At 72.1% G+C, this 11648-nt stretch carries 12 protein-coding genes and 1 riboswitch; of the genes, 7 read left to right on the plus strand and 5 right to left on the minus strand.

Features of this window, described 5'->3' with window-relative positions; all coding sequences use genetic code 11:
• Window positions 1–60: 60 nt before the first annotated feature.
• The 3 genes from ABWI07_RS06760 to ABWI07_RS06770 all read right to left on the minus strand — a co-directional run bounded on the left by ABWI07_RS06760 (window position 61) and on the right by ABWI07_RS06770 (window position 2012).
• Window positions 61–594 (minus strand): copper resistance CopC family protein, encoded by a 534-nt coding sequence (locus ABWI07_RS06760; protein ID WP_235036871.1) that lies wholly within the window; start codon window positions 592–594, stop codon window positions 61–63.
• Window positions 591–1301, minus strand: a complete 711-nt coding sequence (locus ABWI07_RS06765; protein ID WP_149260030.1) for a YcnI family copper-binding membrane protein — start codon at window positions 1299–1301, stop codon at window positions 591–593. Before ABWI07_RS06765 ends, ABWI07_RS06760 begins: the two co-directional genes overlap by 4 nt.
• 75 nt (window positions 1302–1376) lie before the next feature.
• Complete coding sequence (locus ABWI07_RS06770; RefSeq protein ID WP_149260029.1) at window positions 1377–2012, minus strand: hypothetical protein; 636 nt, start codon at window positions 2010–2012, stop codon at window positions 1377–1379.
• 107 nt (window positions 2013–2119) lie between these two features.
• Window positions 2120–2337: riboswitch (cobalamin riboswitch) on the plus strand.
• 140 nt (window positions 2338–2477) lie between these two features.
• Between ABWI07_RS06770 and ABWI07_RS06775 the strand changes: the two genes are divergently transcribed.
• The 7 genes from ABWI07_RS06775 (at window position 2478) to ABWI07_RS06805 (ending at window position 9702) form a co-directional block, all read left to right on the plus strand.
• On the plus strand, window positions 2478–4958 hold the full coding sequence (locus tag ABWI07_RS06775; RefSeq protein WP_353817943.1) for a ribonucleoside-diphosphate reductase subunit alpha: 2481 nt from the start codon (window positions 2478–2480) through the stop codon (window positions 4956–4958).
• Window positions 4955–5977 carry a ribonucleotide-diphosphate reductase subunit beta gene (locus tag ABWI07_RS06780; protein WP_235036870.1) on the plus strand — a complete coding sequence of 341 codons (1023 nt, stop codon included), beginning with the start codon at window positions 4955–4957 and terminating at the stop codon, window positions 5975–5977. The genes ABWI07_RS06775 and ABWI07_RS06780 overlap by 4 nt, the downstream gene beginning before the upstream one ends.
• Window positions 5978–6032: 55 nt before the next feature.
• A complete protein-coding gene (locus ABWI07_RS06785; RefSeq protein WP_160160941.1) occupies window positions 6033–6191 on the plus strand; it encodes a hypothetical protein in 159 nt (52 codons plus the stop codon).
• 111 nt (window positions 6192–6302) lie between these two features.
• Window positions 6303–6926 (plus strand): superoxide dismutase, encoded by a 624-nt coding sequence (locus ABWI07_RS06790; protein WP_149260027.1) that lies wholly within the window; start codon window positions 6303–6305, stop codon window positions 6924–6926.
• A gap of 234 nt (window positions 6927–7160) precedes the next feature.
• Window positions 7161–7577 (plus strand): acyl-CoA thioesterase, encoded by a 417-nt coding sequence (locus ABWI07_RS06795; RefSeq protein ID WP_149260026.1) that lies wholly within the window; start codon window positions 7161–7163, stop codon window positions 7575–7577.
• Window positions 7574–8698, plus strand: a complete 1125-nt coding sequence (locus ABWI07_RS06800; RefSeq protein ID WP_353817944.1) for a zinc-dependent alcohol dehydrogenase family protein — start codon at window positions 7574–7576, stop codon at window positions 8696–8698. The genes ABWI07_RS06795 and ABWI07_RS06800 overlap by 4 nt, the downstream gene beginning before the upstream one ends.
• A 173-nt stretch (window positions 8699–8871) precedes the next feature.
• Window positions 8872–9702: a hypothetical protein gene (locus ABWI07_RS06805; RefSeq protein WP_353817945.1), complete on the plus strand. Its 831-nt coding sequence runs from the start codon at window positions 8872–8874 to the stop codon at window positions 9700–9702.
• Here ABWI07_RS06805 and ABWI07_RS06810 read toward each other — a convergent pair.
• Both ABWI07_RS06810 and ABWI07_RS06815 read right to left on the minus strand, forming a co-directional pair.
• A complete protein-coding gene (locus ABWI07_RS06810; protein ID WP_353817946.1) occupies window positions 9665–10855 on the minus strand; it encodes a hypothetical protein in 1191 nt (396 codons plus the stop codon). The genes ABWI07_RS06805 and ABWI07_RS06810 overlap by 38 nt on opposite strands.
• A 9-nt stretch (window positions 10856–10864) precedes the next feature.
• Window positions 10865–11596, minus strand: a complete 732-nt coding sequence (locus ABWI07_RS06815) for a PaaX family transcriptional regulator C-terminal domain-containing protein (RefSeq protein ID WP_149260022.1) — start codon at window positions 11594–11596, stop codon at window positions 10865–10867.
• Window positions 11597–11648 lie beyond the last annotated feature (52 nt).

Below are 11648 nucleotides of genomic sequence, written 5' to 3' on the forward strand. Positions count from 1 at the left end.
GCTGCTTCCGGTCGGGCTATCACTGTAATCCTGTAATCACCCGACCGGAAGCGAAAACGATCAATCCTGGGCGGAGGAGCGGCGCAGCCAGGCGACGGTGCCGGCCGCGGCCGCGAGGACCAGGGCGATCAGGCCGATCCAGAGCCACCCCGACGAGCCGCCCGAATCCCCGGTGCCGGCGACGGCCGTCCGGGACGGCGCCGGTGTCGCGGGCTGGGCGGCACCTGTCGAGCCCCGCACGGTGAACGTGTAGGTGCCCTCGACCGGATGGCCGTCCGACGCCACGACGCGCCAGCCCACCGTGTACTCGCCGTTGGGCAGCTTGCCGTTCACCGCCTGGGTGACCTTGTTGTCGACCGCCTGCGCCGACCCGGCCTGGTACTGCTTGCGCGACGCGTCGGTCACGACCACGCGCGGCAGCCGCACCGGATCCGTGTACGTCAGGACGATCTGGGACGGGGGCGCGACCGCCGAGCCCTTCGCCGGGCTCGCCGACGCCAGCGCGGTGTGCGCCGACGCCGGGACCGCGGTCGTCGCCAGGACCGCCGCGAGAACCGCGGAGCCGGCGGCCCCGCGCAGCACCGCCCGGATCATGCCCGGCTCCGCGCCCGGGTCAGGCCGTAGGCCCCGACCGCGATGCCGGCCACGCCGACCGCGATGCCGATGCCGCCGAGCAGCCGGGCCGTCCCGTCGTCGGGCGACGCGGACGACGCCGCAGCGGCGGGCTTCACCTGGGCGGTCAGGCCGGTGGCGGTCAGCGAGCCCTTGGGGAGGAGCTTGAGCACCGGCGAGGGGTGCTCCGGCTCGTTCGCCCCCTCGGCGGGTGGCTGGTCCCACTTGACGACCTCGCCGCCGGAGTAGGTCTGGTCGGCCTTGAAGACGAGCCGGTCTGTGTCGGTCGGCAGCGGCCCCATCGAGACGTCGAACTCCTCGAACCGGCCCGGCTCGATCCGGCCGCCGGTCCAGGTGATCTTCGTGACGGCCTCGGTCAGCTCGCCGCCCTCCGTCTTCACGGGCTTCGGCAGCTTGGACTTCTCCACCTTCACCGTCCAGCCGGGCGTCGGCCGGACCGACACCGACGACAGCGGGTGGTCGACCGGCAAGTTCACCACGAGCTTGGTGGTGGACGCGTCGTCGCGCTCGTTCGGCACGCGGAACGAGACCTTGGTGTACGAGCCCTGCTCGGCGGTCTTGGGGTTGACGCTGACGTGCGCGGACGCCGCCGCGGCCAGGCCGATCACGGACAGTGCGGCGAGGGACGCGACCGCGCCGGCGCGCCGGGCATGCGGAAGGAAGGGCATTGCGGAACTCCGTTCGAGTCGTACGGGAACGACCGGGCACCGCGAGTCGGCGTCCGGTGGCGTACGGCGCTCCGCTCAGAGGTGAGCGAGCGCCCTCGAACGCGGCGGGGGACCCCGCCGGACGACCTGGTGCCGCAGGACCCGCCCCAGGGCCGTGACAGTGTCCGCCGCCGACTCGGTCCGGCAGGGGCTCACTGGAGGCTCGGCCGGTTCGACGGCGAGCAGAGCCAGCAGCAGCCGGATCGGGCGGTCCGCGAAGGCGGCGACCCGCCGGGCGAGTGACCACGCGGCCCGCTCGCCTCGTCGCAGCCACCATGCGGCCACCAGCGCGGCCGTGCAGTGCGCGAGCGTCATGACCAGGCCGTTCCCGCCATGCGCGGTGGGGAGCGCGACGGGTTCCATGGCGCCCGTCATGGCGGCGTGAGTCTCGGGCATGGTGTGGGCCGCCGGGGCGGTGGCCGCCGTGAACAGCGTGTGCAGGGCGAACTGCCCGCCGAGGAGCCCGCCCAGGATCGTCGCGAGCGAGCGCTCGTGGCCCGCCAGCATCAGCGTCACGCCCAGGACGGCCCCGAATCCCATGATCGCCGCCCAGGGCGGCACCGCCGCGCCGCCCGCCAGGACGTGCCCGAGGATCGCGAGCGTGGCGCACACGGTGGCGAACACCACCGCGCGCGCGGCCCGGAACAGCGGCTGCGACGCATGGGGGATCATGACGCTGACCATCGTCCCACCCGCGGTGCGGGATGCGCAGCCGACCCCGGACACCGCGCCGACACGCCCAACATCTTGGGCTTGTGCGTTGATCGTCAACTAGATGTAGGGTTCAACCCCGTGCTGGTCCGCCCCCGCCGTTTCGCGGCGGGGGCGGCGTGAGAGGGAACCCGGTGGGAGTCCGGGACTGCCCCGCAGCGGTGAGCGGGAACGACCGCCGTCATCGAGCACTGGGCCGAAGGGCCTGGGAAGCGACGGCCAGTAGGACGCCTCGGGAGAGGCGGCGCCCGCGAGTCCGAAGACCTGCCCGCACGCGAGGCCGGGCGACCGGCCTCATTTTCGGGGGTCCGGGTCCGTCCCGGATCGACACGTCCAGGCCTCGCGGGTGGGCCGGGGGCGGAGCGCGGCCTGCCGCCGCGCGCCGTTCGCATGCCTTCGCGAGGCGGCTTGCGAGGGGAGAAGCACGTGACACAGGCTCTGGCCGCGCCGCCGGCGGAGATCACGGCCGAGGTCGAGGCGGCCTGCGAGGCGGTACCGGGGGTCGAGGCCGGCCGGGTGCTGGCCGCGGTCCGGTCCGCGGACGGCCTCGACGCGATGGCGCTGCGGGACCTCGCGATCGGGGAGGCCGCCGCGCTCATCCCCGCCGAGCCCGGATACTCCAGGGTCGCCGCGCGCCTGCTCGGCGGCCGGATCCGGGACGAGGCCGCGGCCGCGGGCGTCCGCACGTTCGCCGAGTCGGTCGCCGCCGCGCACCGCGAGGGGCTCCTGGCGGACGACCTGGCCGCCTTCGTCGCCGCCAACGCCGCCCGGCTCGACGCGCTCATCGACGAGAGTTCGGGGGGCGTGGGAGAACGTCCCGCCTCGGAAGGCGCGTTCGGGGCCGATGACCGGTTCGAGTACTTCGGGCTTCGCACCGTCTACGACCGTTACCTGCTGAGGCATCCGACGTCGCGACTCGTCCTTGAGCGACCGCAGCACTTCTTCTTGCGGGTGGCCTGCGGGCTCGTATTTCCCGACGCGGTCGGGCCGGGGGGTGTGGGGGGTCGGCCTCCCACGGGCGACACAGTCCCCGACGAAGTCGGGCCGGGGGGTGTGGGGGGTCGGCCTCCCACGGGCGACACAGTCCCCGACGAAGTCGGGCCGGGGGGTGTGGGGGGTCGGCCTCCCACAGGCGACACGGCCGTGGATGAGGCCGCCGAGCTGTACGGGCTGCTCAGCACGCTGTCGTACCTGCCCAGCTCGCCGACGCTGTTCAACTCCGGGGCCCGCCGCCCGCAGCTCTCCTCGTGCTTCCTGCTCGACTCGCCGCGCGACGAGCTGGAGTCGATCTACGACCGGTACGGCCAGGTCGCGCGGCTCAGCAAGTACGCGGGCGGCATCGGCATCTCCTGGACGCGGGTCCGGTCGCGGGGCTCGCTGATCCGGGGCACCAACGGGCACTCCAACGGGATCGTCCCGTGGCTGCGCACGCTCGACTCGTCCGTGGCCGCGGTCAACCAGGGCGGCCGCCGCAAGGGCGCGGCGTGCGTCTACCTGGAGCCGTGGCACGCCGACGTCGAGGAGTTCCTGGAGCTGCGCGACAACACCGGCGAGGACGCGCGCCGCACCCACAACCTCAACCTGGCCAACTGGATCCCGGACGAGTTCATGCGCCGCGTCGAGGCCGACGGGACGTGGTCGCTGTTCGACCCGAAGGAGGTCCCCGAGCTGACCGACCTGTGGGGCGACGAGTTCGACGAGGCGTACCGGGCGGCGGAGCGGGAGGGGCGGTTCGTCCGGCAGATCCCGGCCCGCAAGCTGTACGGGCGGATGATGAGGACTCTCGCCGAGACCGGCAACGGGTGGATGACGTTCAAGGACGCCGCCAACCGCGCCTGCAACCAGACCGCCGAGCCCGGCAAGGTCGTCCACCTGTCGAACCTCTGCACGGAGATCCTGGAGGTGACGGGCGACGGCGAGGCGGCCGTCTGCAACCTCGGATCGGTGAACCTGGCCGCGCACGTGGGGCCGTCCGGCGTCGACTGGGAGCGGCTCCGCTCGACGGTCCGCACCGCCGTCCGGTTCCTGGACCGCACCATCGACCGCGGCTTCTACCCCACGCCCGAGGCGGAGAAGGCGAACCGCAAGTGGCGGCCGGTCGGGCTCGGCGTGATGGGGCTCGCGGACGTGTTCTTCACGCTCCGCCTGCCGTTCGACTCGGACGAGGCGCGCGAGCTGTCGACGCGCATCGCCGAGGAGATCGCGCTGGCCGCCTACAACGCGTCCGCCGACCTCGCCGCCGCCCACGGGCCGCTGCCCGCCTACGGCATGACCCGCACCGCGCGCGGCAAGCTCCACCTGGACCACTTCCCTGACGCGGCGCCGTCCCGTCCCGCCGACTGGGACGCCCTTCGCGCCCGGGTCGCGGAGGTGGGCCTGCGCAACTCGCTGCTCGTCGCGATCGCGCCGACCGCGACGATCGCGTCCATCGCGGGCTGCTACGAGTGCATCGAGCCGCAGGTGTCCAACCTGTTCAAGCGCGAGACGCTGTCCGGCGAGTTCCTGCAGATCAACCGCTACCTGGTCGAGGACCTGAAGTCGCTCGGGCTGTGGACGCCGGCGGTCCGCGAGGCGGTCAAGAAGGCGAACGGGTCCGTCCAGGGGCTCGTCGACCTGCCGGAGGAGATGCTGTCGCTCTACCGGACGGCCTGGGAGCTGCCGCAGAAGGCGCTCATCGACCTCGCCGCCGCCCGCACCCCGTACATCGACCAGTCGCAGTCGCTGAACCTGTTCATGGAGACGCCGACGATCGGCAAGCTCTCCTCGATGTACGCCTACGCGTGGCGGGCCGGGCTCAAGACGACCTACTACCTGCGGTCGCGTCCGGCGACGCGGATCGCGCAGACGACGGTCGCCGCGGCCGTGTGCTCCCTGGAGAACCCCGAGACCTGCGAGGCGTGCCAGTGAACGAGCGAGCGGAGGGACGGGGCATGCTCCTCGACCCCGGCATGGACCTGACCCTGCGGCCCATGCGCTACCCGGACTTCTACGAGCGGTACCGGGCCGCGATCCGCAACACCTGGACGGTGGAGGAGGTCGACCTCGCCTCCGACCTGGCGGACCTCGCCCGGCTCACGCCCGCCGAGCTGCACCTCGTCAACCGGCTCGTCGCGTTCTTCGCCACCGGCGACTCGATCGTGGCGAACAACCTGGTGCTCAACCTCTACAAGCACGTGAACGCGCCGGAGGCCCGGCTCTACCTGTCGAGGCAGCTATATGAGGAGGCCGTGCACGTACAGTTCTACCTGACCCTCCTGGACACCTATCTGCCCGATTCGGACGAGCGCGCCAAGGCGTTCGCGGCGATCGAGCACATCCCGTCCATCCGGTCCAAGGCGGAGTTCTGCTTCCGATGGATCGACTCGCTCGGCTCCCTGGACGAGCTCCGCACCGCCGCAGACCGCAGGGCGTTCCTGCTGAACCTCATCTGCTTCGCGGCCTGCATCGAGGGGCTGTTCTTCTACGGCGCGTTCGCCTACGTCTACTGGCTCCGGTCGCGGGGCCTGCTGAACGGCCTCGCGTCCGGGACCAACTGGGTCTTCCGGGACGAAAGCATGCACATGGACTTCGCCTTCTCGGTGGTCGACACCGTCCGGGCCGAGGAGCCCGCGCTTTTCGACGCCGAGCTGACGGCCCAGGTCACCACGATGATGGAGGAGGCCGTCCAAGCGGAGCTGGCGTTCGCCCGCGACCTGTGCGGGGACGGCCTGCCCGGCATGAGCGCCGGCGACATGCGCGCCTACCTCGAATACGTCGCGGACCAGCGGCTCGTCCGGCTCGGCCTGCCGGCCCGCTACGGCACCGCGAACCCGTTCGCGTTCATGGAGTTGCAGGACGTCCAGGAGCTGTCGAACTTCTTCGAAAGGCGCGTTTCGGCCTACCAGATCGGGGTCGAGGGGACGGTCGCGCTCGACGAGGCGTTCTGAACCTTCCAGAACGGGCAGTCGTTGAACGGTAAAGACCAGCCCGAGGAGGAAGAACGTGCCGCTCATGGACAAGATCATGCGGTTCGCCCGCAGCCCGCAGGGGCGCAAGGCGCGGGCGCGGGCGGAACGGCTCGCCCGGGACCCCCGCACCCAGGCCAAGATCCGCGGACTGCTGTCACGAGGTCGCGGCGGTGGAGGCCGCCGCCGCTACTGAGCACCGGCCGACCACCCGATACCGAGCACCGGACCCGTCCCCGCCCCGGGGGCGGGTCCCGCTCGTATTGCGCACTGGACGTAACTGCAACTCGTTTGCAATAGTGGCCGCATGGCCGACTACACGCTTCCCGACCTGCCCTACGACTACGCCGCCCTGGAGCCGGCGATCACCGGCGAGATCCTGGAGCTGCACCACTCCAAGCACCACGCCGCCTACGTCAAGGGCGCCAACGACACGCTGGAGAGGCTCGCCGAGGCGCGCGACAAGGAGCAGTTCGGCGGGCTGGTCGGCCTGGAGAAGACGTTCGCGTTCAACCTCTCCGGCCACGTCCTGCACTCGATCTTCTGGGACAACCTGTCGCCGGACGGCGGCGACCGCCCGGACGGGGACCTCGCGGCGGCCATCGACGAGCACTTCGGGACGTTCGAGGCGTTCCAGAAGCAGCTCACGGCGGCGACCTCCACCGTGCAGGGCTCCGGCTGGGGCGTCCTCGCGTGGGAGCCCCTCGGCGGGCGCCTCGTCGTCGAGCAGGTCTACGACCACCACGGCAACGTCGGCATGAGCACGACCCCGCTGCTGGTCTTCGACGCCTGGGAGCACGCCTACTACCTGCAGTACCGCAACGTCCGCCCGGACTACGTGGAGAAGCTCTGGTCGCTCGTGAACTGGACGGACGTGAAGGCCCGCTTCGACGCGGCCCGCACGCCGTCCGGTGCCGCCGCGGCCCGATAGACGGCGGCGTCCGCGCGGCGCCGCTGAGGGGCGGCGTTCACCTGGCCGGGATCGTGCTCAGAACCTTTCCTCGCGGCCTGGTGAACGCCGCTTCCGCCTTGCGGGCACGCACCCTGCCGGTCGCACCGCACCGTTGGGCGCGCGCACTCGCGCACCCGGCTGACATTTTGCACGGTCACCGTTATGACCGGCCGATGCGGCGCCGCCCAGGACCCGCCCCTTACTCTTCTCCCCATGACCGGCGAGTACCTGTACTGGGAGAATGTCCCCACGCGGTGGAAGGACAACGACGTCTACGGGCACGTCAACAACGTCGTCCACTACTCGCTGATGGACACCGTCATCAACGAGTGGATGATCCGGACCGCCGGCTTCGACCCCGCGACCTCCGGTTCGATCGCGCTCTGCGTGGAGTCCCACTGCGAGTACAAGGCCGAGGTCTCGTTCCCCGACATGATCCGCGTGGGGCTCCGCGTCGGGAAGCTCGGCCGCTCCAGCGTCCGGTGGGAGATCGGCATGCTGCGCGGGTCGGACGGCGCGCTCGTCGCCGAGGGCCACTTCGTGCACGTCTTCGTCGACCGGGACACCCGCCGCCCGGTCGAGATCACCGGAGCGGTCCGCACCGAGATGCAGAAGCTGCTCGCCTCATGACCGCGACCCGCGCCGCCGTCCTCGTCGAGTCGGGACGCCCCGCCCCCTACGCCGCGTCCCGTCCCCTGGAGATCGCCGACCTGCGCCTGGACCCGCCCGGCCACGGCGAGCTGCTGGTCCGGATCGGCGCCGCCGGCCTCTGCCACTCCGACCTGTCCGTCATCAACGGGTCGAGGCCGCGCCCCCTCCCGATGGCCCTCGGGCACGAGGCCGCGGGCGAGGTGGTCGAGACCGGGCCCGGTACCGAGTTCGCCCCAGGCGACCACGTCGTCCTCGCGTTCGTCCCGGCCTGCGGGCACTGCGAGCGCTGCGTCGCCGGACGCCCCGCCCTGTGCGGACCGGGCGCCCAGGCCAACGGCGCCGGAACCCTGCTCGGCGGCGGCAGGCGGTTCCGGGCCCCGGACGGCACCCGCCCGAACCACCACCTCGGCGTCTCGGCGTTCTCCGAGTACACCGTCGTCTCGGCGCGGTCCGCCGTGAAGGTCGACCGCGACCTGCCCTTCGACATCGCCGCGCTGTTCGGCTGCGCCGTCCTCACCGGGGCCGGCGCCGCCCTCCACAGCGCCGCCGTCGCCCCGGGCGACACCGTCGCCGTCTTCGGCCTCGGCGGCGTCGGCCTGTCCGCCGTCCTCGCCGCCAAGGCCGCCGGAGCCTCCACCGTCCTCGCCTTGGACGTCGTCGCCCACAAGCGCGACCTCGCCGAGCGCCTCGGAGCCCGGCCCGTCGCGGGCGGCCCGGACGCCGTCGAGGCGGTCCGCGACCTCACGTCCGGCGGCGCGGAGAAGGTCATCGAGACGACGGGCGTCGTCGCCGTCCTCGAACAGGCCTACGCCGCCACCCGCCCCGGCGGCACGACCGTCACGGTCGGCCTCCCCGCCCCCGGCGCGCCGCTGTCCCTGCCCGCGCTCAGCCTCGTCGCCGAGGAGCGGACCCTGCGCGGCAGCTACCTCGGCTCGTGCGTCCCCAGGCGCGACGTCCCCCGCTTCATCGGCCTTTACCGCGACGGCTCCCTCCCCGTGGACGCCCTCCTCAGCGGCCGTCTTCCCCTCGACGCCGTCAACGAGGGCTTCGACCGCCTCCACACCGCCGAGGCCGTCCGCCAGCTGATCACGTTTTCTTGAAGAAACAGACTCGCGTGTTAACGTCTTGATTCACCAGAAGGCGAGCGATGCGGGCGTGGATGAGCACTCGGCATGGCAGCGGGCGCAGGCAGCCCAGGAACGCCCATCGACCCCCTTCGCGAAAACGCTGGTACCAGCAGCCGTTCGCCTGGTTATCGCTCATCGTCATGGCCGTGACCGCCGCCTATTTCCAGGACACGCTCCGAGCGGTGGGCGAAGGCTGGCTGACGCCCGGGGAGGTGGCCGACTCGGTCTCGGCGGGCGAGGCGATCCGGGTCGTCGACGTCTACCATGACCTCGACGCCGGCAACGACGTCCTCGTGCCGGCGCGGAAGGGCGGCGGAGACGCGCTCCCCGGCGGTGCGGCGCCGCCGGACTCGCTGACCGACGAGTGGCTGGCCGCGCACGGCGCGATCGACGTCGGCACCTCCCGCTGGGAGATCACCGTCGAGACCCGCCGGAACGAGGACGTGGAGATCGTGGACGTCCGTCCGGTCATGGCCGGCGGGCGGTGCGGCCCGGCGCCGTCGGGTGCGCTCATCGAGAACCCGAGCGCGGGGGCGGGCGACAAGATCGCGCTCTTCCTCGTGGTCGACGGCCCGCGCCCGCGCCCGGTCTTCCAGCGGAACGAGGACGGAAGGCTCTCCCCGTTCTTCGTCGGCCCCAAGGCGCAGCGGCTGACCCTGGAGAAGGGCAAGAAGGAGACGCTCGCGATCGTGGCGACCATCGGGCGTCCAGGTAGGCCCGCGTCCAAGGAGGGGCCGTACTGCCAGTGGAGCGTGCAGGTCGACTACATCGCGGGCGGCGGGCGCCACCAGATGTCGATCAGGGCTCCGGGGAACCGGCTGTTCGCGCTGACCGGCAGGCTCGCCGACGTCGCGCGGTACCAGGCGGTGTTCATGGACGGGCTGAACTGCCAGAGGCAGCACTACACGAAGGTGCCGGCGGCCAAGTACGCGAAGCTGCTCAAGGAGTCGGCTCCGGCTCCGCCGAAGTGTCCGTAGCTCCGGCCGCGCCGAGGAATCGGCTTCTCCGGTAGGAGAACGCGACGGCCAGGCCGACGAGCCACCCCCAGACGGCGCCGAACCGCATCGCGAACGGCAGGATGAGCGTCACCTGCGTCCCGAAACCGATGCTGCTCCCGTAGGTCACGCGGGACAGCGCGGCATGGAAGAGCCCGGTCAGGGCACCGGTGAGAACGGTGAGCGACCATCCGAAGAGGAACGCCTGCAGGGTGCCGTGTCGAGCCCCTGGCTCCATCCGGGAGACGACCCACCACAGCAGCAGCCACAACAGCGCGATGAAGACGAGCGCCACGGCGGTCGACACCGGCCAACTCTCCTTGAGGCCGGAGTAGAACATGAACCTCTCGCCGTCCTTTGGGGCGAGCCAGTCGTCGACCGCGTTCGGCGGCGGTTTCGGTCGCAGCCTCGGATAGAGCGAGATGTTCGACAGCGCTTCCGGCAGCGAGACCCGGCCGTCGTCCGAGGAGATGAATGTGGTGGCGCCGCCGAGGAAGGCCAGGCACACCGCGGGAATGATGCCGACCGTGGCGATGTGGCGCGCCCGCCCCGGCAGGTCGCTGACAGCCCCCGCGAGCACGTCGGGGACGTGGTCGGGCCGTCTCGCCCGCCAGACGCGGTGCGCCAGGTAAAGTCCTGCCAGCGGGACCCCGGTCCACAGGGCCATGCCGACACCGGCGAACAGCGCGTCGGAGGGCCAGAAGTGGCGGTCCCATCGCGTGTCGATCACGATCGCCAGGGAGACGCCCGGCGGGTCGCCGAGCCCGTCGAGGATCACGATCGTCAGCGCCGCCACCTCGCCGGCTCCGAAGGCCAGCATCACCGCGCTCGTCCAGCGGAGGACGGCCCCGGCGATACCCGTCCTCGCCGTGAGGGAGCGTGCGACGAGATAGACGAGCGCGGTGGTCAGCAGGTAGACGCCGAACCGCAGCGGCCAGATCCACGGCCGCAGATGGGGGCCGACGGAGTCGTGCGGCGTCAGCGGAGCGAAGAAGGAGAAGACCCTGGCGATGGGGTCGTCGCCGTAGCGGAAGGCGGTCAGGTACGGCGGGATGTGGGCGGCCGTGTCCCACTGGGTGATCGATAAGAACACTGCGGCGATGACCGCCGCCGCGATGCTCCAGGCCCGTCCCATGCCCGGGCTTCAGGCGAGGACGTGGGTGGTGAGGAGCTGCTCGAAGTCCGCTTCGAAGGCCTCGTAGTGGGCGCGCAGGTCGGGCCCGGGCCAGTCGGGAGGCAGCAGTTCCGGGGGGAGGAGCGGGTCGTTCAGCAGGTGGCGCAGGATGGCCGCCGCGTAGGTGAAGCGCTCGGCGATCGAGGCGGCCTCGGCCAGGGCGGTGCGCAGGGCGTGGGCCTTGGCCGTCCAGGCGTCGAGGTCCCACAGGGACGCGGCCAGGGCGGCGGGGTCGCCCTCGGGACGGCCGGTGAGGAAGGTGCACTGGCGCAGGACGGGCTCGGGCCGCGGGCGGGTCACGTTCGCCGGGCGCAGCCAGGTGCCCTCCCGCAGTTCGGCCAGCCGCATGGTCGACATCGCCTGCCGCAGCGCCGCGCGGTCGGCGGCGGGACGGCGCTCGGCGGTGATGACGGCGATCTCCCAGCCGCCGTCCCAGGGGCGGGTCGGGGGGAGGCGGGCCTCGTCCTGGCGGGCCTGGCGGGCGAGGAGGCGCTCGGTGAGGGCGTACATGCCGCCGGACTGGACGAGGTCGCCGGCGGCGACCATGCGCGAGAGCGCCACCCGGATCGTCCCCTCCGCGATGCCGAACAGCTCGCCGACGCGGACGAGGTACCGGGCCGGGAGCCGGGGCGGGTGGACGCCCAGCAGGGTGCTCAGGACGACGGACCGAGCGGTGAGCGGGCGAATCTCCAGGCTGTCCATGGCTGGTCGTGACCCTACCGGGGACCCGGGGTGGCCCCGTCCTCAGATTACA

This window comes from Actinomadura sp. NPDC000600, assembly GCF_040492135.1.
Taxonomy (GTDB): Bacteria; Actinomycetota; Actinomycetes; order Streptosporangiales; family Streptosporangiaceae; genus Spirillospora.